Below are 21,320 nucleotides of genomic sequence, written 5' to 3'. Positions count from 1 at the left end.
ACCCAACCTTTTGTAGTAAAATCATTTATCAGAAGTCATTATAACCTAATTTTATTTTTTTTACAATAGCCTTCCTGAGATTATATCATGGGACGAGTATGAGTTCACCAAGGGAAAGATGAGTTTCATTGCGCAAGATTTTAACAAGCTCAATATCATCACTGTTCTTGAGGGTAGAACACAAGCTGTCATTCGTAATCACTTTCTTAAGTATGATAGAGCCGTCCGATGTCGCGTCAAAATTATTACTATGGATATGTTTAGTCCTTACTATGACTTGGCTAAACAGCTTCGCTTTCGAATTTCTAGGCTCAGGCTGAAACAGTCTCCCAGACTGTTTCACTCCCTAATGCAAAAATTGTTCTTGATCGTTTTCACATTGTGCAACATCTGAGTCGTGTCCGTGTCCAAATCATGAATCAATTGGATCGAAAGTCTCATGAATACAAGGCTATCAAGCTCTACTGGAAGCTCATCCAGCAAGATAGTCGTAAACTCAGCGATAAACGTTTTTATCGCCCTACTTTTCGTATGCACTTAACCAATAAAGAGATTCTAGATAGACTTTTGAGCTATTCAGAAGACTTGAAACACCACTATGATTTCTACCAGCTCTTGATTTTTCACTTTCAGAATAAGGAGCCTGACAGATTTTTCGGACTTATTGAAGACAATCTTAAGCAGGTTCATCCTCTTTTTCAGACTTTCTTTAAAACCTTCCTCAAAGATAAAGAGAAGATTGTCAACTCCCTTCAACTACACTATTCTAACACCAAATTAGAAGCAACCAATAATCTCATCAAACGCAACGCCTTTGGTTTCCGGAACTTTGAAAACTTCAAAAAACGGATTTTTATCGCTCTGAACATCAAAAAAGAAAGGACGAAATGTGTCCTTTCTCGAGCTTAGCTGACTTCAACCCACTACAGTTGACAAAGAGCCAAAAATCCTCTGACAAGTACCAGAGGATAAGCGTTTATTTCATTGTTGGGAAGAGCAATACATCACGGATAGTAGTTGTATCCGTGAGGAGCATGCAGAGACGGTCGATACCGATTCCCAAACCACCTGTTGGTGGCATACCATATTCAAGGGCTTCGATGTAGTCGTAGTCGATGCCTGTCGCTTCATCGTCACCAAGTTCTTTGGCTTTAGCTTGGGCTTCAAAACGGCTAAGCTGATCGATTGGGTCGTTGAGCTCAGTAAAGGCATTGCCGTACTCCTTAGTCATGATGAAGAGCTCGAAACGGTCAGTAAAGCGTTGGTCTTCAGGATTTTTCTTAGCCAGTGGAGATACAGCTACTGGATGTCCATATACAAAGGTTGGTTGGATCAAGGTTTCTTCAACAAACTCTTCAAAGAAGGCATTGATGATGTGGCCAACTTCAGTGTAGTGTTTCTCAACTGGAACTTTCTTCTCAGCAGCGATAGCTTTGGCTTCTTCCAAAGTCATGTCTTGCCAGAAATCGACACCAGTAATTTCTTTGATAGCATCCACCATGTGAACACGTTTGAATGGTTCGTTGATTTTGATTTCAGTTCCTTGGTAATTGACTGGGCCGTCGCCTTTAACTGATTTAGCAGCATGTTGGATAATGCCTTCCGTCAAGTCCATGATGTCTTGGAAGTCAGCATAAGCTTGGTAGACTTCGATAGAAGTGAACTCAGGGTTGTGAGTAGCATCCATTCCTTCGTTACGGAAGATACGGCCAATTTCATAGACGCGTTCCATACCACCCACGATAAGGCGTTTCAAGTGAAGCTCAGTCGCGATACGAAGCACCATGTCAATGTTTTGGGCATTGTGGTGGGTGATAAATGGACGGGCAGAGGCACCACCAGCTTCGTTGTGAAGAACAGGTGTTTCCACTTCAAGGAAACCTTTTTGGTCAAGGTAACGACGGATTTCAGAGATGATTTTTGAACGAGTGACAAAGCGTTCAAAGCTTTCACGGTTAGAAATCAAGTCAAGGTAACGTTTACGGTAAATTGTTTCAACGTCTGTCAAACCATGGAATTTCTCTGGTAGAGGACGAAGAGCCTTAGACAAGTGTGTGATGTGAATAGCCTTGATAGAGAGTTCTCCCATATCTGTACGCATCACTTCGCCTTCGACACCAAGGAAGTCACCAAGGTCTGCTTTTTTGAAGATTTCGTAGTTTTCTTCACCGACAGCATCCTTACGAACGTAGATCTGGATTTGGCCTTCGCGGTCTTGAAGGTGGGCAAAACCTACTTTACCTTTACCACGTTTGGTTACCAAGCGTCCTGCGATAGTAGCTGTTTCGTTTTTATCATGTAATTGTTCTTTATCAAGGTCAGCAAATTTATCTTTTAATTCTTGTGAATTTGCAGTGCGTTCAAAGCGTTTTCCAAAGGGATCGATTCCTTGTTCACGGAGCGCAGCCATTTTTTCACGGCGAACGATCTGCTGGTCATTTAGTTCTTCCATATGTTCTGTTGACATGGGATCCTCCTAGATTTACTCAAAATTGAATACGATGAGTCATTTTTTGCGATACTCCCATTTTATCATAAATAAGCAAGAAATTCACGGATAATCTTTCAAAACTAAAAAGAACTTGACGCTAAGATTACTGAGCCAAATCACTGAAAAGACTGGGATAAGCAAGAAATTCCAAAATATCAGAAAAGGGATCTGACAATATTTATGGATTATACTTTAACCCTTGTAACTTTCATGACGTGTGCTACTTTTTATATAAGAGCAAGCCAAGCAAATCTAAAACTGAAACAATTGACGTAAAAAACATTAACAACTTGAATCTTGTCATTCATACACCTGATATGACAGAATAGTATAATTTTTAACCTTTTAGTCTTTTGATTTTTTACACCTCTTGCCAATTCTCTTGGTCTTCCTTAAAGCGTTTTAGAAGGTCGAGTCCTTCTGGCGTGATATAGCCTTCTTCTTGGGCTAGGTGGATGAGTTCACTGTAGTTAGAAAGCGTCACCAATTTCACACCAGCATCTGCAAAGTTCTTATCTGCTTTTGGCAATTGGTAACTAAAAATCGCTACAACTCCAAGTACATCTGCTCCTTCGCGTTTAGCTGCTACTACGGCTTCAAGAACAGAACCACCCGTTGAAATAAGGTCTTCAACCACTACCATTTTTTGACCTTGAGCTACGCGACCTTCGATTTGATTACCAGCTCCGTGGTCTTTTGGTTTGCTACGGATGTAGGCAAATGGCAGGTTCATCTTGTCAGCAATAATAGCTCCGTGTGGAATCCCTGCTGTTGCAGTTCCTGCAATCACCTCAACCTCAGGAAAGGCTTCTTTGATAGCTTCCACAAAACCATTTTCAATGAGAGTACGAGTCTCTGGATAGGCAAGTGTCACACGGTTGTCCGTATAAATCGGCGACTTGATACCAGAGGCCCAAGTGAAAGGCTCCTCTGGTTTGAGGTAAACGGCTTGGATTTTCAAGAGGTGGCTAGCGATATCTTTAGCAAGTGTCATGGTATTCTCCTTTTATTTTTCTAATCTAGTTCTTTAATTCCAGTCCTGTGTCCATTCATCCTTGATGGCATGATAAGCTGCAACAGGATCCTCAGCTTGGGTAATGGGACGTCCCACTACGATATAGTCACTGCCGATTTGATAGGCATCAGCAGGTGTCATGACTCGTTTTTGATCTCCAACTGCAACACCAGCTGGACGAATCCCTGGTGTCAGACAGATAAAATCTGGATTGGTAGCCTGCTTGATGACTTGTACTTCCTGAGCCGAGCAAACAACACCATCCAAGCCAGCTTCAGCTGTCTTCTTGGCATAGTGAATCACAGACTCTTGCAGACTGGTTTGGATATTTTGAAACTCCTGCATCTGAGCTTCTGACGTTGATGTGAGCTGAGTTACAGCGATCAATTTGGCTTGACTCCCAAGACCTTCACGCGCCGCCTTCATCATCTCTACACCACCAGCCGCATGGACATTAGTCATATCGACACCAAGCTGAGACAAGACCTTCATGGCTGACTTGACTGTATTGGGAATGTCATGAAGCTTGAGATCTAAAAAGACACTATGACCCAAGCCTTTCAGGTAGGACACAATCCCAGGCCCCGTTGCGTAATAAAGCTCCATCCCTACCTTGAGATAAAGACTTTCCGCTTCTGGGAAAAGAGCTAAAAATTCCTTGACCGCCTCAAAACTAGGAAAATCAAGAGCAATGACTGGACGATGTTCTCGCATAGGTTTCTCCTTTTACCTTTGCTAGTGAGAGAGTCTGGCCAACAGAAGCCACGAAAAAAGGAACCTGCCAACAGCAAGGTTCCACGAAAAATGGGTAGTCTCCACCCTTTCACCGTCTAACCTTAGCTGCCTCTCTGGACTGCTTTAAAGGTTTTCTATTATTCTATTATTTCTACTAGTACTTGTCAAGTAAAAACTAGTCACTAAAGTACTATGAGAAAAAAGGTAAAACCTAGCGACGCGATGAGCGCTGGGTCGTTTGGTTTCGATTGTTCTCTTCCTCTTGTTTTTTCTGTTCTTCTTCTAAACGTTTACGTTCTTCTTCCTGCCTTTTCTCAGCTTCTTCGGCCTCTTTTTTGGCTTTTTCTTCTGCTTCCATAATCAATTTATCCGCTACAGTGTAGCTGTAGATTCCAGCTTCCATATCGACCACACTTGGTTCTGACAATTGAGGCTTAATCTTACTGTAATAAGGCAGTTTCTTACTCATTTCAGATAGAGGAACCAAGACTTCGTCCGAATCATTCATGGTCAATCGAATTAAATCGGAAGTGACCTTGCTGGGAGCTAGTTCCACCTTTTGGATAGCCGCCTTGAGTTCTGGGCTAATTTGAGAAAGTTCTGAGACAAAAGCCTTGATTTTTTCACTATCATTAAAGAGAACTGATATATAAGTTTCTGGTAGACTGACCAAACTCACAGCACTGGTCTCAAGCTGACCACTGGAAAGAATAGGATAATGATTTTCACCAGAAATATAGTAGGCCACAATATCATATTCCTTGACCTTGATAGTGAACTTGGTTGGAAATTGATAAACAAGTTGAGCTGATTCAACCCAATAGTTAGACTTAATCTGCTTTTCATATTTTTCCTTGTCTAGCAGAAGGTTAATCGTATAATCCGAATCCTGAATACCTGAAGCCTGTCGAATATCATCAGACGTAGTGTGCACCGTTCCCTCGACACGAATATCCTTCATCGTCGCATAAGGACTGAGTAAGTAGGCGGAGACAATCAATAAAAGCAGACATGGAAATAAAATCGTTAAGGCTCGTAAGATATGGATTCCTGGAATTTTCGGTTTGACCGGTTTTTCCTTTACAGGCTTTTTATCTGCCTTTTTATCCTCTTTCTTTGGCTCTTTGGACTTTGATTCTTCTTTGGATACTTCTTTTTTGACGTATTCTGACTCTTCTACTTTTTCTTCGGTATCATCCTTAGCTGATTTTGGGTCTTTTGAATCAGATTCACTCTCTTGGTCCTCGGTTGCATCTGAATCTTCAGATTTTGAAGCCATTCGAGCTTGTCTTTCCTTTTCTTTCTCCTCAGCTAGGGCTGCCTCTTCCTCAGCCTTCTTTTTTAGATATTCTTGGTTTCGTTTCTGCCATTCTGATAACTCTTTCAATTCTTCGAGGATTTCTTTGCCCTCATTTTTCTTATCTTTTGACATTTACTTTCCTTATGATAAATCTTTTTTCAACAATTGATAAAAATCTGCTAGAGATTTCAATTCCTTAGAAGCCTTCATGTTAGCCTGGTAGTCTTCCTTGTGACTTAGTAAATGAGCAAGCTTCTCTTCCAAACTATCCAAGGTCAAATCGCTTTCTTGAAGCTCTTCTGCATAGCCTTTTTTTACAAAGTAAGCTGCATTTTCAATCTGGTCGCCACGACTAGCTTCACGACCAAGTGGCACAATAACATGCAATTTTGCCATGGCCAAGAGCTCAAAAATCGTATTGGCACCACCTCGTGTCACAACAATATCAGCCAATTCCATCAAGGGTTGATAGAGATTGGTCACATAGTCAACACGAAAAAGATTTTGGCTCAACTCATTCAGGCTAGAATCTCCAGTTAAATTGATAATATTGTAGCGCTCTGTCAGTTCTTTCTTATGGTCTGTCACCAATTGGTTAAAGACACGAGCGCCTGCAGAACCACCGACAAACAATACAGTTGGCAATTTAGGATTAAAGTGGGTTTGAATATCCACCAATTCATCTGGTTCTGGAGTGTTTTTGTCCGAAACCTTGGTCACTGCTCCCACATGCTCGACCTTAGCCAAACTTGAAGCCTGTTCAAAAGTTGAATACATTTTCGTCGCAAATTTATAGGCGATTTTATTGGCCAAGCCCATAGACAGGTCAGATTCGTGAATAAAGACAGGCACTCCTGACACACGTGCTGCAATAACAGGCGGTACTGAGACAAAGCCTCCCTTTGAAAAAAGGGCCTGTGGACGAAGTCGTAACATGATAAAGAGCGATTGGACAATTCCCCAACCAACTTTGAAGACGTCCAGCATATTTTGCCAAGAGAAATAGCGACGCAATTTTCCAGTCGTAATGGAATGGAAGGTAACATCCAAACCTGACTTGAGGATTTCTTGGTGTTCGATACCACGTTTATCTCCGATATAGTGGACTTCCCAGCCATCTTCGATGAACTTGGGCATTAACAAAAGGTTGAGGGTCACGTGTCCAACCGTCCCCCCACCTGTAAAGACAATTTTTTTCATATTATTCTTTTAACTCCGCTACTGTGTCGATAAAGAGGTCGCCACGTACTTCAAAGTTAGCATACATATCCCAGCTGGCATTGGCAGGACTGAGAAGGACTACATCTCCTTGAGTCGCAAGTTCATAGGCCTTGCGGGTCGCATCTGCAATGTCAGTCGCATCCACATATGTCACACCAGCCTTGTCTGCTGCCCGTTTGACACGTTCTGCAGACTGACCGAGGATGACCATCTTCTTGAGTCCAGTAATGTCTGGAACCAATTCGTCAAACTCATTACCACGGTCCAAACCACCTGCAATCAAAATGACCTTGCTATTGTCAAATCCTGACAAGGCTTTTTGAGTTGCCAAGATATTGGTTGACTTGCTATCATTATAGAATTTGACACCCTTGATTTCATTCACAAATTGGAGACGGTGTTTGACACCACCAAAGGCTGAAAGAGTTTCCTTGATGGTTTGGTTGTCTACACCACGAAGTTTGGCTACAGCAATAGTCGCAAGGGCATTTTCCACATTGTGGTTACCTGGAACTCCGATTTCGCTAGCTGCCATGACCACTTCTCCACGGAAGTAGAGCTGACCATCTTCCAAATAAGCTCCATCAACCTTTTCAAGTGTTGAAAATGGAACTACAGTAGCTTGTGTTTTTCTTGCCAATTCTTTTGCCAAGTCTTGATTAAAGTTCAAGACAAGGAAATCAGCTGCTGTCATCTTGTTCTGGATATTCCACTTGGCTGCTACATATTCCTCAAATGATCCATGATAATCGATATGAGTTGGCATGAGGTTGGTAATAACCGCAATCTCTGGATGAAATTCTTGCACACCCATCAGTTGGAAAGAAGAAAGTTCCATGACAAGCGTGTCCTCATCTGTCGCAGTTTGGGCCACTTGACTAGCTGGATAGCCGATATTCCCTGATAAGAGACCATGTTGGCCAGCCGCAGTCAAAACTTCTCCAATCATGGTCGTTGTGGTTGTTTTTCCATTTGAACCTGTGATACCGATAATGGGCGCTTCTGAAATCAAGTAAGCTAATTCCACCTCAGTCAAGACTGGAATTCCCTTGGCCAAAGCCTTTTCAATCATGGAATTGCTGTAGGGAATACCTGGATTTTTCACCATAAGGGCAAACTCTTCATCCAAAAGTTCCAAAGGATGGCCACCTGTGATAACCTTGATTCCTTCTTCCAACAAACTTTGGGCAGCTGGATTGTCCTCAAAAGGCTTCCCATCATTTACCGTCACAATGGCACCTAGCTTGTCCAACAAACGAGCTGCAGATTCACCAGACTTGGCCAAACCTAAAACAAGGACTTTCTTATTTTTAAATTGATCTATTACTTTCATGTCTCAAACTCCATTTCTACTCCTACTATTTTACCATTTTTATGGAAATAAAAAAGCCACAAAGTGTGTTTGTGACTCTTTCTTCTAACTGATACTCTTCGAAAATCTCTTCAAACCACGTCAGCTTCGCCTTGCCGTACTCAAGTACAGCCTGCGGCTAGCTTCCTAGTTTGCTTTTTGATTTTCATTGAGTATGAATCTTACCATATCATCTATTTGATAAATCGGTAACTCGAATAACTTGATCCACTTGCTCCCAAATCAGAGGATTGTGGGTCGCAATAATAATGGTTCGATTCGGATTTTTTAAAGATTCTAGGATAGAAAGTAATTCCTCAGAGTTTTTGGGGTCTAGCGAAGCGGTTGGTTCATCTGCCAGGATCAAAGGTGGATCCTTTAAAATTATCTTCGCTAGTGCAACACGTTGTGCTTCTCCTCCTGATAATTCAAAGATAGGTTGCTTTAAATCCAAATAAGAGAGGTTTACACGGTTTAGAGCTTGTTTCATCAAAGAGATTTTCTCTTTCTCTTTCAACTTTTTACCAACTAAACCCAGATTGAGATTCTCTTTGACGGTTTGGCTTTCAATTAAGCCAAAATCTTGAAATAGGTATCCTAAGTAATCTCTAAAGAAAACAGAAGGCTTGATGTCTTTAAGAGAAGTGCCATCATAGATGATTTGTCCTTTGTCATATGGCTCTAATCGTCCAATCATATTCAAGAGTGTTGTCTTACCACAGCCACTTGTACCAATTAAGGCATAAATTTTCCCACCTTCAAAATGAAGATTCGTATCTGAAAATAGCTGACGGCTTCCAAATTTTTTAGATATATTCTTTAGTTCAATCATCCTATTTTCCTTTCATAATTGTCATAGAAACACGCGATTCTTTATGAGCTTGACGGTAAAGCGTCAAAACTGCACTAGCTAGAAAGACTAATAAAGTGAGCAAGCCAATCACCAAGTCTCGACTGCTTAAAATAAAGAAACTAGCACCAAATACAAAACTGGCAAATTGGCTAACCATATACTGAGCATGTGTTTCAAAAAATCGTAAACCTGAAATTCGTTTAATCAAGATATCTCGACGGAATTGCTCGAAATATAGAAGATTGACAGAATAAAAGAGTAACAAGGAACTAGCTATCCCCACAATAGCTCCTAGGATTAAAGTTGCTGTTTCAGTTTGCACTTCATTATAACGAGTTAGATAAACACTTCTTCCTTCTTTAAGATAGGATACTTGCTCATAAATTCCAGCTTTCTTCAAGAGTTCTAGCCCACTCTCATATCCTTTGATAAAGAGTTGTTTTCCAGCATTGATAGACCAAACATATTTTGAAATGAAACTATCACCTGTAGATGTTGGAGTAAATACAACTAAAATCGGATCGGTTAAGTACTGAATGGATACTGGGCTTTCACCGTTATTATAAACAAATCGCTTTTCTCCAGTTGGAAGATAGCTAACAATCGCTCTCATTTCATACTCTAAAGGAGCACTTGCCTCCTCACTTGATTTTCCGTAATAGTTCAAACGTTCTTCAAAAACTTTCTTAAGTTCTGCTTCCTGTGAACGAAGAGATTCTGGTAATAAGAGTCCAAATTCCCCTTTTTGAAGATGAGCTAGTTTCTGTCTAGTCTCATCATTTACAGCCACATTTTCCTTGTCTAAATAACTTGGACTGACATAGAGAACATTAGCATCTGGACTATAGGTATCCAGTGTCTCTCCGTTTTCATTTTTTCCTTGAGGATTTGCAAAATGAATGAGATTATCTTTTACAAATAGAGCCTGTTCTTCTTCGATTGCTTCCTTGGCAAAGGCATACCACTTATTCTGATTTTCTGTATCATTTCCTCTATCACCTAAGCCAAAAGAAATTTGATAATAGTCTACTCTGTCATGCCATGCTTGTTTTGAAATTTCAAGTTCTTTCAATCGTTGGTAAGACGTCAAACCTGTCTTAACAGCGTAGCCCACTGTAAAGACAGCAACCAACTGACACAATAGGGTTAAAGCCATCAAGCGTTTGAGGGGTAATCTTCCCTTAATAACGGGAACTAATGCTTTGTAACTCAAACTCATTAGATAAAGAAGCATTAGTAAAATTGAAATACCCAATAAAAACAACAGATAGAAACTAATCCCAAAACCATAGGTGGCTAACAAGATAGGATAAAACAAACCTTGACTAAAAAGAACGACTCCCCCACCTAGGAAGGAAAGGAGGGCTGATAGAAGGAGCCACTTAATATCAGTAGATAAAGAATGCCCCATAATGGATAAGAGAGTCTGACCAGAAAAGAGTTTTATACCTGCTGCTCTCATTTCCTTAATCCGAGTGATAATCACTAAAGCAAAGAAAGATAAGCCAAATATTGCTAAACTAATTAAAATAAGGGGATTTAGTAACATTCGAAAAGCAAGAGAATAGGGAGGTGTCTTTCGGTCAGCAATTGCTTTATAACCCAAATCTCCTAATTTATCGGCAAGCTTTTCTTTCGTCAAGGAGCCTGACAAAAGGAGATAACTATTTAGCGGATCACTACGTTCACGACTTTCTTGACTAGCTTCTTGGAATTCTTTTGGTAAAGTTCCCTGACCATAAGTTGCATAAGTAAAGTGAGTCGTCCCATCCTTACTCGGCTCTACAATTCTTCTAGCTATTAAACTCTGTTCTGAGTTTACAAAATTCTCCAATTCCTGTTCAAATACCTCACGAGTCGGTTCCTGAGCCTCTTTTTTGACACGAAGTAAAGTAACGGAATCATAGCTTGCATATAAATATTGTGGCGCACGTAAGACAATAATCCAAGCAAAGAAGAAGCTGAGAAAAAAAGTTGATAGTAATATGAATAGTTTCTTCATAGTAGACTCCTTGTAAACAAAATTCCCCCTGTAATTTCTTACAAGGGGAATTATCTAAGAAAACTAAATATTAGTCATAGTCATAGTAAAATGATACTTGTTCCCCAAATTTAGTCCAAATCCAAGCCTCTGAAGTTTTCCCTGCAGGTGCTGATCCTTTATCTGAATGACTATCCCATTTACTTACAAGAGAAGAATAATGATATTTTTTACCATGATAGTAATTTGAAAAAGCCCAACCACCTCCTGAACCTTCTCCATATGTCCATACTCCTCCATCTGGATATTGTACAGCAGCTGATGCAGCTCCCAATAATGTAAAGCTTGAAATAAGAGCTAGAGCAAGTAATCTATGTTTTTTCGTTTTCATTTTATTTTTCCTTTCAAAAAAAGCACACCCTGAGCAACAATGCAACAAAATAAATCCTCCTCTCTCTTTTTTGAAACCGATTTCTTATATAATAAGAATAGCATTTTTATTATTTGTTGTCAAGGAAAAAATCGAATTTTTTAGATATTTTACTATATTACCTCTATGAATAATATTTTTATATTACATATATGAATAATATTATATAGTAGTTTTATTTCAAAATAATATGCAACCAGTACTAACCAAATATAAAATAGATGTCATTAACAAATTTTATTCAAGTTTTTCCCATTCATATTATCCAAGCAAAAGAGATGATGTTATAGTAAAAAACAATTCAAACTATTGTAAAATTCCTACCAAAAAAAGAGAGCCGAAACTCTCTTTTTTATCTTCTTTTACCTTTTTTGACTGGCATGAGTGTGATGTCTCTCACACTAAAGTAAGCTAGGATTAACATGGCTATTGCTAGGAACATTTCTGTTGGTAATTGAAAAATTTTCAGAAAAGATAGAGCCAACAAAATCAAGAGTGCCACTAAAATACATACCATAGCGACGATATTGACTGTCCCTTTAATGCTTTCTGGTGTCGCAAATACATAGAGTAGGAGCAGTAAAATCCCTAGGACTAAATAGACCATCTTTCTCTCTTTCTAGCTCTTATTCAGCTGATTTTTTCTTCTTGTTAGCTTTCTCACGCTCTGCTTTGTTAAGGATTTGTTTACGCAAACGGATAGACTCAGGCGTTACTTCCATGTACTCATCGTCGTTCAAGAACTCAAGAGACTCTTCAAGTGTCAAGATACGAGGTGTCTTGATAACAGCTGTTTGGTCCTTAGTAGCTGAACGAACGTTAGTCATTTGTTTGGCCTTAGTGATGTTAACTGTCAAGTCATTTTCACGAGAGTTTTCACCGATAATCATTCCTTCGTAAACCTCAGTACCTGGGTTGACAAAGATCGTACCGCGTTCTTCGATAGACATGATTGAGTAAGTTGTAGCCTTACCAGCATCGATAGAAACAAGGGCACCACGGTGACGACCACCAATTTCACCTGGAATCAATGGCAAGTATTGGTCGAAGGTATGGTTCATGATACCGTAACCACGAGTCATTGACAAGAACTCAGTTGAGTATCCAATCAAACCACGCGCTGGAACAAGGAAGACCAAACGAGTTTGACCATTACCAGTTGAAATCATATCCAACATTTCACCCTTACGTTCAGAAAGGCTTTGGATAACAGATCCTTGGTATTCTTCTGGAGTGTCGATTTGAACACGTTCAAATGGCTCACATTTAACACCATCGATTTCTTTTACGATAACTTCTGGACGAGATACTTGAAGTTCATATCCCTCACGACGCATTGTTTCGATAAGGATTGACAAGTGCAATTCTCCACGTCCTGAAACAGTCCATTTATCTGGTGAATCAGTTGGGTCAACACGAAGGGAAACGTCTGTTTGCAATTCTGCCTGCAAGCGTTCTTCCACCTTACGAGAAGTTACCCATTTACCTTCTTTACCAGCAAATGGTGAGTTGTTGACCAAGAAAGTCATTTGAAGAGTTGGCTCATCGATGTGTAGAATTGGAAGAGCTTCAACTGCGTCTGTAGGAGTAATGGTTTCACCGACAAAGATGTCTTCCATACCTGAAACGGCAATCAAGTCACCTGCTTTTGCTTCTTGGATTTCACGACGTTCCAAACCAAAGAAACCGAAGAGTTTTGTAACACGGAAGTTTTTAGTTGTGCCGTCAAGTTTAGAAAGGGTAACTTGGTCCCCAACCTTAACTGTACCACGGAAGACACGACCGATACCGATACGTCCAACGAAGTCATTGTAGTCCAAAAGTGACACTTGGAACTGCAAAGGCTCATCTGAGTTATCTACTGGAGCTGGGATATGGTCGATAATCGTGTCAAAGATTGGTGCCATAGTCGCTTCTTGGTCAGCTGGATCATCTGACAATGAAGAAGTTCCGTTGATCGCTGAAGCATAGACCACTGGGAAGTCAAGCTGGTCGTCATCTGCACCAAGCTCGATGAACAGTTCCAAGACTTCGTCCACTACTTCTGCTGGACGAGCTGATGGTTTATCGATTTTATTGACAACCACGATTGGGACAAGGTCTTGTTCCAAAGCTTTTTTCAATACGAAACGAGTTTGTGGCATGGTTCCTTCGTAGGCATCTACGACCAAGACAACACCGTCAACCATTTTCATGATACGCTCAACTTCTCCACCGAAGTCCGCGTGTCCTGGTGTGTCCATGATGTTGATACGAGTTCCGTTGTAAGCAACAGCCGTATTTTTAGCAAGGATGGTAATTCCACGCTCTTTTTCGATATCGTTTGAGTCCATAGCACGCTCAGCCAATTCAGTACGTGCATCAAGCGTTTCTGATTGTTTCAATAATTCGTCAACGAGGGTTGTTTTACCGTGGTCAACGTGGGCGATAATCGCAATGTTACGGATATCTTCTCTTAATTTTGTCATGATTTCCTCTAATATTCAAAATTTATTTTCTAACTGAACGATTATACCATAATTTCAAGTAAATAACATAACTCAAGCAAGTGTAAATGTTTTCACTCCGCTTTTCTTTTCACGTCAAGCCTTTTCAAAGCAAGCGACTTATGATAAGATAGGCACAGTATGCGTTTAGATAATTTATTAGCCCAAGAAAAAGTTAGCCGAAAGGCCATGAAGCAAGCACTCCTCAGAGGGGAAATTCTAGTCGATGATTGCCCAGCCCGCTCCCTAGCTCAAAATATCGATACAGGACTACAAGAACTCCTTTTTCAGGATCGAATCATTCAAGGCTATGAACACACCTATCTTATGCTTCATAAACCTGCTGGTGTCGTGACAGCCAACAAAGACAAGGAACTTCCGACCGTCATGGACCTGCTTCCATCTGACATCCAGTCTGACAAGCTCTATGCCGTTGGCCGACTGGACCGAGATACAACGGGACTCCTCCTCTTGACCGATAACGGTCCCTTGGGCTTTCAGCTCCTCCATCCCCAATATCATGTCGATAAGACTTATCAAGTTGAAGTCAATGGACTTCTAACACCTGACCATATCCAAGTCTTTCAAAAGGGAATTGTCTTTTTAGATGGTACTGTCTGTAAACCTGCAAGACTAGAAATTCTATCTGCAAGTCCTTCCCTCAGTCGAGCCTCCATCACCATTTCAGAAGGAAAATTTCATCAAATCAAGAAAATGTTTCTCTCGGTTGGTGTTAAGGTGACTAGCCTCAAGAGAATCCAATTTGGGGACTTTACATTGAACCCAGATTTAGCAGAAGGTAACTACCTCCCTTTGAACCAAAAAGAGTTACAAATCATTAAAAACTATTTAGAGATGAGTCGATAAAATAAAAAAAGCTTTAAAACTAAAGCTTTTTTGTTTTTTTGCTTATCTAAAAACTACTGCGATTGTTAGAATCCAGTTAAGAACAGAAACTACAAGTCCTACGATGTTGAGAATTTTTTCTGTTTTATAGTCCAGTCCAGATTCTTTTTGGTATGAAAAAGCCAAAACCAATCCTATGATCCCCAAAATCAGACTCACTATTGGAGAAAGCAAACCAAGGACGATAGATAAGATACCTAAAATAAGTGAAGGTTTTTTCTTTTCTTGTGAATTCATATTATAAAATCTCCTTAAAATTAATATAAATGATGATACCATAAAATGCTAGCTTTATCTATCATTCGACAGATTTTTACAGAATGTTAGCTAGTCTTCACTTTCCCTTTCCAAGAATCCAAACCATAAGAAAGGATATAAATCTCAGAAAAACCTTGTTTTTTCAAGTAAAGGGCTGCATTTGTAACTCGTTGCGCACGTTGGTTTTCGTAGAGAAGGACAGGTTTATCCTTACGAAGGGCTGCAAGACTCGTCTTCAACTGACTTGAAGGAATATTGCGGGCACCAAGGATATGTTTTCTGTGGAATTCTGCTGGGTCGCGCAAATCAATCAATTGACCCGTACGAATCAAGGCTTCAAACTCCTCATTGTCTACAATTTTAGCCGCACGGCGAATACGAAGATAGTTAAAACCCATCCATGCCAACATTGCTAGTATAAGTGCCCACAAAATCCAAGTAACCATTAGTTCTTTTCTCCATTTTTCTCAATATAATCCAATTCTACCTTGTGCTCTCTGCGAAGAACCGCTTCTGCTTCTAGATAGTCTAATTTGTCCATCAACCCTGCATCGTAAATTCGAGAGAGCTCCAACTTCATCAGTTCAATATCATATAAGCGTTTTCCCATGTAAACAATAATACCAAATCGTTTGAGGAATTGCTGCACATCATAGAATGTTTTCATAAGACTCATTCTAGCAAAATTTTGTGTTTTTTTCAAGAATAGACTCACACAATCCCCCTGATTTCCCTATCATCTTTGGCGATTCTGACGCAAGTGTGGTACAATAAAAACATGAGAATTCAACAATTACACTATATTATCAAAATCGTCGAAACTGGCTCCATGAATGAAGCAGCCAAGCAACTCTTTATCACTCAACCAAGTCTTTCCAATGCCGTAAGAGATTTGGAAAATGAAATGGGCATTGAAATCTTTATCCGCAATCCCAAGGGCATCACCTTGACCCGTGATGGGATGGAGTTCCTCTCTTATGCCCGTCAAGTTGTCGAGCAGACCCAGCTTCTGGAGGAACGCTATAAAAATCCTGTTGCCCACCGCGAACTTTTCAGCGTTTCTTCTCAACATTATGCTTTTGTAGTCAATGCCTTTGTCTCTCTGCTCAAGAAAAGCGATATGGAAAAATACGAGCTTTTTCTTCGTGAAACACGGACTTGGGAAATTATCGACGACGTCAAGAACTTCCGTAGCGAGGTCGGGGTCCTCTTTTTGAACAGCTACAACCGTGACGTACTGACCAAAATGCTGGATGACAATCACCTGCTGGCTCACCATCTCTTCACAGCGCAACCGCATATCTTTGTCAGCAAGACCAATCCTCTGGCAAAAAAAGACAAGGTCAAACTATCTGATTTGGAAAACTTCCCTTATCTCAGCTATGACCAAGGGACACACAATTCCTTCTACTTCTCTGAAGAGATTCTATCTCAAGAGCACCACAAGAAATCCATTGTGGTTAGTGACCGTGCCACCCTCTTTAATCTCTTGATTGGTTTGGATGGTTATACCATTGCGACAGGGATTTTGAACAGCAACCTCAACGGAGACAATATCGTTTCCATCCCACTGGATATTGATGACCCAATTGAGCTGGTCTATATCCAGCATGAAAAAACCAGCCTGTCTAAGATGGGCGAACGCTTTATCGACTATCTACTAGAAGAAGTCCAGTTTGATAGTTGAGAAATGATAAGAACCAATATGTAGGCTAGCAACAACCTGCACATTGGTTCTTTTTACTTATAATTAAAAGTTTCCCCTGCCAACTTATCAGCTAGCTTAGGAAAGAGACTATAAAACTTATGGGCTAGGTTCAACAACATCGGGAGATTGAGTTCTCGTTTGTTTTTCCCTATAATCTTGACAATCTTTTTAGCCACTGTATCTGGTTCTAGCAGGAAGCGGGCTACAGATTTAAGATAGGTTCCATCTGGGTCGGCTTGATCGAAAAATCCTGTACGGATTGGACCTGGATTGACTGTCGTCACATAGACTCCATAGGGCATGAGTTCGAGGCGCAGAGCATTTGAAAAACCAATAGCCGCAAACTTGGTCGCTGAGTAGAGACTGGACTTGCCAGTAGCGATCAAACCTGCCATGCTGATGATATTGATGATATGACCTTTTCGACTCTCTTTCATACGGGCCGCAAGGCGTCGAGATAGATTCATCAGAGCAAAGGTATTGACCTCAAACATCTGATGAATATCTTGGTCGGAAATCTGGTCAAATTCCTCAAAGATCCCGTAACCAGCGTTGTTTATCAAGACATCAATCTTGCCATAGCGAAGATAGAGGTCTGCTAGCAGAGTTTCTAAGGCTGAGTCATCGGTAATATCAATTTCAATCAATTCTGCTTGTGGATGGTTTCCGTAGAGTTGGGCTAATTTTTCCTTATTTCTACCAAGCAAGATGAGTTGGTCATTTTGCAAGAGTTTGACCATTTCTTGAGCTAGACCACCGCTAGCTCCAGTAATGAGAATAGTAGACATACTGTTCCTTTCTCAATCTTTTAGATTTCCACTTCTTCCAAGTCTTTGACCACATGGACATTTTCAAAGACACTAGCAGCGTCTTTTTTGAGCTTGCTGATATCTTTTGAGAGGAAACGGGCACTGATATGGTTGAGCAAGAGGCGTTTGGCTCCTGCTTCTACCGCTACTTGTGCAGCTTGCATGTTAGTAGAGTGGCCATGGTTACGAGCAATTTTTTCATCACCCTTGCCATAAGTGGACTCATGGACAAGGACATCGGCATTAACAGCCAGACGCACACTGGCATCCGTTTTTCGAGTGTCTCCTAAAATAGTGATAATTTTACCTGGACGGGGAGCTGAGATATAGTCAGCTGCCTTGATTTCAGTACCGTCTTCGAGAACAACGTCCTGACCGTTTTTGATTTTCCCAAAAAGTGGGCCAAATGGGACACCTGCCGCCTTGAGTTTTTCAGCATCTAGCGTTCCTTCCAAGTCCTTTTGAATGACACGATAGCCAACACAGAATATAGTATGATCCAACTCCTCTGCATACACCGTGAATTTATCGGTCTCAAGGATTTTACCTAGAGAATCTTGGTCAAACTCATGAAAATGAATACGGTAAGGCAGGCGAGAACCTGACACACGAAGGCTGGTTAAGACAAATGACTTGATCCCTTGCGGCCCATAGATTTCCAAATCTGTCTGCTCTTCATTAGCTTGAAAAGCACGGCTAGAAAGGAATCCTGGCAAGCCAAAAATGTGGTCTCCATGCAGGTGAGTGATAAAGATTTTGCTGACCTTACGTGGTCGAATTGTGGTTTCCAGAATGCGATTTTGCGTTCCCTCTCCACAGTCAAAGAGCCAGACTTCGTTAATCTCGTCCAAGAGTTTCAGGGCGAGACTTGAAACGTTGCGGGCTTTAGAGGGCTGACCAGCCCCCGTTCCTAAAAATTGAATATCCATTCGATACTTTCTAATTAATCAATATATAACATGGCTGTGCGGTTTTCCGATCGGAAATAAGGCTTGCCAGAAAAAGCTGTAGCTTCTTGTAATAACTCCTCTTGGCTGTATCCTTTAAGACGCTTGCGACCATCTGCTAAGATTTCTAAATCCGTTAAAGGAGTTAAACTTTCAACAGAGACGACTTCCTCTTCTCCGACAGCCTTCATGTAAATCTTGCCAGATTCTTCAAAGACTAGTTGATGAGGGAAAATTTGCGCAATCTCAAAGAGCAAGTCATCTGAAATCTTCTCCTCATTTTCAGAGAAAATTCGACCTAGACCCTCACTCTCATAACAAAAACCAAAGGATTTACCAGACAGATTAAGCCGAATAAAGGGCTTGTTTTCTGAGGTGAAACTAGGTTCAGCATTGTAAAGATTCAGTTCCTGACTGACTTCTGCAAAATAATCCGTCGCAGCTTGAGGACTCTTTTTCTGGTAGAGCTCTGCAAAGTAAGCATTAACGACACTTGGCGGAGGTGTGATAAGTGCCAACTGCTCCTGCTCTGTTTTACCAGCTAGAAGTTGATCCAGATAGACCTTATCCAGACTTGTATAACCTCCATACTTTAGAGCCAAAGTTTTAATATCAGTCATAAAATTCTTCTAACCTCCATTTGTTTTTCTCAGAAATGTAGCCTCTAATCACTTCGCCGTCTTCCTGATAATCGCGTTCTTGCAAAATCGCAACACTTTCTAAATCATGAATCTTGTAGGACTTTGAAAAAGGCACACGCAGAGTAAAGGATTCAAAAATATCCTTGATTTTCTCTAAAAACAAAGCCTGCAAATTCTCACGACTATCCTCAGACTTGGCAGAAATGAGGGCATAAGGTGTTTGGGTCGGCGTAAAATCCTCCACCAAATCCGCTTTATTATAAAGTGTCAGACGAGGAATATCTTCCATATCTAAGTCTTTCATGATGGAAAGAACTGTTTTTTCATGTTCCTCGTGGTAAGGATTGCTGGCATCGATAACATGAACCAGAAGGTCCACATGCTTGCTTTCTTCCAAGGTTGACTTAAAACTGGACACCAGCTCTGTAGGCAAATCTTGGATAAAGCCAACTGTATCTGTCAAAGTTACTTGGAGATTGCCTCCCAGATGGATACTCTTAGTCGTCGCATCCAGAGTCGCAAAGAGCTCGTCCGCTTCATACTGAGTCTTACTGATCAAGGTGTTCATGATGGTTGATTTTCCAGCATTGGTGTAACCAATCAAACCAATCTTAAAGGTGCTTGACTCCAGACGTTTTTCTCTAACAGTCGCCCGATTTTTCTCAACCACCTTGAGCTGGCGCTCGATATCCGTGATTTGATTGCGAACGCTACGACGGTTCAGCTCCAGCTGACTTTCGCCAGGTCCACGGGAACCAATTCCCCCTGCCTGACGGCTGAGCATAATTCCCTGACCAACCAAGCGGGGCAAGAGATATTTTAGCTGGGCTAGGTGGACTTGGAGTTTGCCTTCATGGCTTCGAGCCCGCATGGCAAAGATATCCAAAATCAACTGCATACGGTCAATGACCTTAACACCGAGAACTTCTTCTAGATTGACATTTTGCCGTGGGGTCAGACGGTTGTTGACGATGACAGTGGTGATTTCTTCTGCATCCACCATAAGCGCAATTTCTTCCAACTTACCAGAGCCGACGAAGGTCTTGGAATCATATTTTTCACGTTTTTGTCTGTAGCTATCTACAACGACTGCCCCAGCCGTTTTCGCTAAACTGGCCAATTCTTCCATGGAGAGGTCAAAATTGTCCATGCCCTGCAATTCCACACCTATGAGCAGGACTCGCTCCTCTTTTTTTTCCGTATCAATCATCTAAAAACTCCTCTATCTGGCTTAAAATGCGGTCTTGTACACCAGATTCTCCAATCTGATAAAAGGTGACCTGCATGCGATTACGGAACCAGGTCAACTGACGCTTGGCAAAACGACGGGTCGCCTGTTTGAGACTCTCACTAGCTTCCTCCAAGGTCTGCTCTCCACGGAAATAAGGAAAGAGTTCCTTGTAACCAATTCCTTTAGCCGCCTGAACATCCGAGTAATGATCAAAAAGCCACTTGGCCTCATCCAAAAGCCCAGCCTCAAACATCAAATCCACGCGGCGATTGATACGTTCATATAGTTGACTTCGCTCATCATCCAAGCAGATAATCAATGGTTCATACAAGGTCTCTTGATTTTCCAAATCCTGACCAAAATGGGCCATTTCCAAGGCACGCATCGCACGACGACGATTAAACTGGGGAATCTCAAGGCCAGCTTGCTCCACCAGATGAGCTAATTCCTCATCTGTATAAGGCTCTAAACTAGCCCGATAGGCCAAAATCTCCTCATGAGGTGTCTCCCCACCCAGGTGGTAACCTTCTAGCAAGCTCTGGATATAAAGTCCAGTCCCACCGGCGATAATGGCTAGCTTGCCACGACTGTGAATATCCTCAATAGCCATCTTAGCTTCTGAAACAAAATCAAAAGCCGAGTAAGACTCGGTTACCTCTCTAACATCGATTAAATGATGAGGAACAGCTGCCTGCTCTTCTGGACTAGCCTTGGCCGTCCCAATATCAAGTCCTCGATAGACTTGCTGGCTATCTCCACTAACCACTTCGCCATTAAAACGCTTGGCCACTTCAATAGCTAGAGCTGTCTTCCCAACAGCAGTCGGTCCAACGATCACAATTATTTTAGTTTTCATCTTTTTTCCTTGAAAAATTCCCATTTTTTCGTTACTATTATTATAACACAAAAAGGTCAGCCAGAAAAATGTGACCTCTTGAGGGGGCTGGCTGATTAAGA

21 protein-coding genes and 1 pseudogene are annotated in these 21,320 nt (G+C 41.1%); 3 read left to right on the top strand and 19 right to left on the bottom strand.

Translation table 11 applies throughout. From position 1 onward, the window contains the following. Window positions 1–61 precede the first annotated feature (61 nt). Window positions 62–909 (top strand): annotated as a pseudogene (locus SPPN_RS11855) (transposase); the annotation flags it as partial. 67 nt (window positions 910–976) lie between these two features. Here the strand turns inward: SPPN_RS11855 and lysS are convergent. The 11 genes from lysS to typA form a co-directional block, all read right to left on the bottom strand. Further along, window positions 977–2,467, bottom strand: a complete 1,491-nt coding sequence (gene lysS / locus SPPN_RS03555; RefSeq protein WP_000102425.1) for a lysine--tRNA ligase — start codon at window positions 2,465–2,467, stop codon at window positions 977–979. Window positions 2,468–2,852: 385 nt separating this feature from the next. Further along, window positions 2,853–3,485, bottom strand: a complete 633-nt coding sequence (gene pyrE / locus SPPN_RS03550; RefSeq protein ID WP_000170920.1) for an orotate phosphoribosyltransferase — start codon at window positions 3,483–3,485, stop codon at window positions 2,853–2,855. Window positions 3,486–3,518: 33 nt separating this feature from the next. Further along, complete coding sequence (pyrF, locus tag SPPN_RS03545; protein ID WP_001206739.1) at window positions 3,519–4,220, bottom strand: orotidine-5'-phosphate decarboxylase; 702 nt, start codon at window positions 4,218–4,220, stop codon at window positions 3,519–3,521. Between the two features lie 232 nt (window positions 4,221–4,452). Further along, window positions 4,453–5,673: a cell division protein FtsQ/DivIB gene (locus SPPN_RS03540; protein ID WP_000031176.1), complete on the bottom strand. Its 1,221-nt coding sequence runs from the start codon at window positions 5,671–5,673 to the stop codon at window positions 4,453–4,455. Window positions 5,674–5,682: 9 nt separating this feature from the next. Then, a complete protein-coding gene (locus SPPN_RS03535; protein ID WP_000724842.1) occupies window positions 5,683–6,741 on the bottom strand; it encodes a UDP-N-acetylglucosamine--N-acetylmuramyl-(pentapeptide) pyrophosphoryl-undecaprenol N-acetylglucosamine transferase in 1,059 nt (352 codons plus the stop codon). Window position 6,742: 1 nt separating this feature from the next. Beyond that, window positions 6,743–8,095: a UDP-N-acetylmuramoyl-L-alanine--D-glutamate ligase gene (gene murD, locus SPPN_RS03530; protein WP_000863060.1), complete on the bottom strand. Its 1,353-nt coding sequence runs from the start codon at window positions 8,093–8,095 to the stop codon at window positions 6,743–6,745. A gap of 208 nt (window positions 8,096–8,303) precedes the next feature. Next, window positions 8,304–8,945, bottom strand: coding sequence for an ABC transporter ATP-binding protein (locus SPPN_RS03525; RefSeq protein WP_000571284.1), 642 nt, complete (start codon window positions 8,943–8,945; stop codon window positions 8,304–8,306). Window position 8,946: 1 nt separating this feature from the next. Then, window positions 8,947–10,968: a bacteriocin-associated integral membrane family protein gene (locus SPPN_RS03520; RefSeq protein WP_000732402.1), complete on the bottom strand. Its 2,022-nt coding sequence runs from the start codon at window positions 10,966–10,968 to the stop codon at window positions 8,947–8,949. Window positions 10,969–11,038: 70 nt separating this feature from the next. Continuing rightward, window positions 11,039–11,338, bottom strand: a complete 300-nt coding sequence (locus SPPN_RS03515) for a lactococcin 972 family bacteriocin (RefSeq protein ID WP_000850387.1) — start codon at window positions 11,336–11,338, stop codon at window positions 11,039–11,041. Window positions 11,339–11,729: 391 nt separating this feature from the next. Beyond that, window positions 11,730–11,984 carry a DUF3165 family protein gene (locus tag SPPN_RS03510; protein WP_000262797.1) on the bottom strand — a complete coding sequence of 85 codons (255 nt, stop codon included), beginning with the start codon at window positions 11,982–11,984 and terminating at the stop codon, window positions 11,730–11,732. Between the two features lie 19 nt (window positions 11,985–12,003). After that, window positions 12,004–13,845: a translational GTPase TypA gene (gene typA, locus SPPN_RS03505; RefSeq protein ID WP_000164111.1), complete on the bottom strand. Its 1,842-nt coding sequence runs from the start codon at window positions 13,843–13,845 to the stop codon at window positions 12,004–12,006. Between the two features lie 159 nt (window positions 13,846–14,004). On the opposite strand from typA, the gene SPPN_RS03500 reads away from it, so the two are divergent. Beyond that, a complete protein-coding gene (locus tag SPPN_RS03500; protein WP_001235036.1) occupies window positions 14,005–14,730 on the top strand; it encodes a 16S rRNA pseudouridine(516) synthase in 726 nt (241 codons plus the stop codon). Between the two features lie 42 nt (window positions 14,731–14,772). On the opposite strand, the gene SPPN_RS03495 is transcribed toward SPPN_RS03500, so the two are convergent. The 3 genes from SPPN_RS03495 to SPPN_RS03485 form a co-directional block, all read right to left on the bottom strand. Beyond that, window positions 14,773–15,006: a hypothetical protein gene (locus SPPN_RS03495; protein WP_001088017.1), complete on the bottom strand. Its 234-nt coding sequence runs from the start codon at window positions 15,004–15,006 to the stop codon at window positions 14,773–14,775. A gap of 86 nt (window positions 15,007–15,092) precedes the next feature. After that, window positions 15,093–15,473, bottom strand: coding sequence for a rhodanese-like domain-containing protein (locus SPPN_RS03490; RefSeq protein WP_000259256.1), 381 nt, complete (start codon window positions 15,471–15,473; stop codon window positions 15,093–15,095). Continuing rightward, a complete protein-coding gene (locus tag SPPN_RS03485) occupies window positions 15,473–15,742 on the bottom strand; it encodes a YqgQ family protein (RefSeq protein WP_000051787.1) in 270 nt (89 codons plus the stop codon). The genes SPPN_RS03490 and SPPN_RS03485 overlap by 1 nt, the downstream gene beginning before the upstream one ends. A gap of 63 nt (window positions 15,743–15,805) precedes the next feature. Between SPPN_RS03485 and SPPN_RS03480 the strand changes: the two genes are divergently transcribed. Further along, complete coding sequence (locus tag SPPN_RS03480) at window positions 15,806–16,714, top strand: LysR family transcriptional regulator (RefSeq protein WP_001222592.1); 909 nt, start codon at window positions 15,806–15,808, stop codon at window positions 16,712–16,714. Between the two features lie 53 nt (window positions 16,715–16,767). Here SPPN_RS03480 and SPPN_RS03475 read toward each other — a convergent pair whose 3' ends face one another. Genes SPPN_RS03475 through miaA form a run of 5 tightly spaced genes read right to left on the bottom strand, consistent with a single transcriptional unit; the run spans window position 16,768 to window position 21,219 of the window. Then, the gene (locus SPPN_RS03475) at window positions 16,768–17,523 is read right to left on the bottom strand and encodes an SDR family NAD(P)-dependent oxidoreductase (protein WP_000104114.1); all 756 of its coding nucleotides are present in this window, start codon (window positions 17,521–17,523) and stop codon (window positions 16,768–16,770) included. Window positions 17,524–17,543: 20 nt separating this feature from the next. Continuing rightward, complete coding sequence (rnz, locus tag SPPN_RS03470) at window positions 17,544–18,473, bottom strand: ribonuclease Z (RefSeq protein WP_000354331.1); 930 nt, start codon at window positions 18,471–18,473, stop codon at window positions 17,544–17,546. A 14-nt stretch (window positions 18,474–18,487) separates the two neighbouring features. Then, a complete protein-coding gene (locus SPPN_RS03465) occupies window positions 18,488–19,111 on the bottom strand; it encodes a hypothetical protein (RefSeq protein WP_000129711.1) in 624 nt (207 codons plus the stop codon). Then, a complete protein-coding gene (gene hflX / locus SPPN_RS03460; protein ID WP_000567349.1) occupies window positions 19,104–20,342 on the bottom strand; it encodes a GTPase HflX in 1,239 nt (412 codons plus the stop codon). The genes SPPN_RS03465 and hflX overlap by 8 nt, the downstream gene beginning before the upstream one ends. Beyond that, window positions 20,335–21,219, bottom strand: a complete 885-nt coding sequence (miaA, locus tag SPPN_RS03455; RefSeq protein ID WP_000850201.1) for a tRNA (adenosine(37)-N6)-dimethylallyltransferase MiaA — start codon at window positions 21,217–21,219, stop codon at window positions 20,335–20,337. Before miaA ends, hflX begins: the two co-directional genes overlap by 8 nt. Window positions 21,220–21,320 lie beyond the last annotated feature (101 nt).

The organism is Streptococcus pseudopneumoniae IS7493 (assembly GCF_000221985.1).
Lineage (GTDB): Bacteria > Bacillota > Bacilli > Lactobacillales > Streptococcaceae > Streptococcus > Streptococcus pseudopneumoniae.
This window is presented reverse-complemented; position numbering and strand designations above follow the sequence as displayed.

Bases quoted from the DNA above. Each gene is read 5' to 3' on its own strand.
- pyrF (WP_001206739.1), bottom strand. From the start codon at position 4,220: ATGCGAGAACATCGTCCAGTCATTGCTCTTGATTTTCCTAGTTTTGAG.
- typA (WP_000164111.1), bottom strand. From the start codon at position 13,845: ATGACAAAATTAAGAGAAGATATCCGTAACATTGCGATTATCGCCCAC.
- SPPN_RS03525 (WP_000571284.1), bottom strand. From the start codon at position 8,945: ATGATTGAACTAAAGAATATATCTAAAAAATTTGGAAGCCGTCAGCTA.
- SPPN_RS03540 (WP_000031176.1), bottom strand. From the start codon at position 5,673: ATGTCAAAAGATAAGAAAAATGAGGGCAAAGAAATCCTCGAAGAATTG.
- SPPN_RS03535 (WP_000724842.1), bottom strand. From the start codon at position 6,741: ATGAAAAAAATTGTCTTTACAGGTGGGGGGACGGTTGGACACGTGACC.
- miaA (WP_000850201.1), bottom strand. From the start codon at position 21,219: ATGAAAACTAAAATAATTGTGATCGTTGGACCGACTGCTGTTGGGAAG.
- rnz (WP_000354331.1), bottom strand. From the start codon at position 18,473: ATGGATATTCAATTTTTAGGAACGGGGGCTGGTCAGCCCTCTAAAGCC.
- hflX (WP_000567349.1), bottom strand. From the start codon at position 20,342: ATGATTGATACGGAAAAAAAAGAGGAGCGAGTCCTGCTCATAGGTGTG.
- SPPN_RS03520 (WP_000732402.1), bottom strand. From the start codon at position 10,968: ATGAAGAAACTATTCATATTACTATCAACTTTTTTTCTCAGCTTCTTC.
- lysS (WP_000102425.1), bottom strand. From the start codon at position 2,467: ATGTCAACAGAACATATGGAAGAACTAAATGACCAGCAGATCGTTCGC.
- SPPN_RS03490 (WP_000259256.1), bottom strand. From the start codon at position 15,473: ATGGTTACTTGGATTTTGTGGGCACTTATACTAGCAATGTTGGCATGG.
- SPPN_RS03495 (WP_001088017.1), bottom strand. From the start codon at position 15,006: ATGAATTCACAAGAAAAGAAAAAACCTTCACTTATTTTAGGTATCTTA.
- SPPN_RS03515 (WP_000850387.1), bottom strand. From the start codon at position 11,338: ATGAAAACGAAAAAACATAGATTACTTGCTCTAGCTCTTATTTCAAGC.
- murD (WP_000863060.1), bottom strand. From the start codon at position 8,095: ATGAAAGTAATAGATCAATTTAAAAATAAGAAAGTCCTTGTTTTAGGT.
- SPPN_RS03500 (WP_001235036.1), top strand. From the start codon at position 14,005: ATGCGTTTAGATAATTTATTAGCCCAAGAAAAAGTTAGCCGAAAGGCC.
- SPPN_RS03475 (WP_000104114.1), bottom strand. From the start codon at position 17,523: ATGTCTACTATTCTCATTACTGGAGCTAGCGGTGGTCTAGCTCAAGAA.
- SPPN_RS03480 (WP_001222592.1), top strand. From the start codon at position 15,806: ATGAGAATTCAACAATTACACTATATTATCAAAATCGTCGAAACTGGC.
- pyrE (WP_000170920.1), bottom strand. From the start codon at position 3,485: ATGACACTTGCTAAAGATATCGCTAGCCACCTCTTGAAAATCCAAGCC.
- SPPN_RS03510 (WP_000262797.1), bottom strand. From the start codon at position 11,984: ATGGTCTATTTAGTCCTAGGGATTTTACTGCTCCTACTCTATGTATTT.
- SPPN_RS03465 (WP_000129711.1), bottom strand. From the start codon at position 19,111: ATGACTGATATTAAAACTTTGGCTCTAAAGTATGGAGGTTATACAAGT.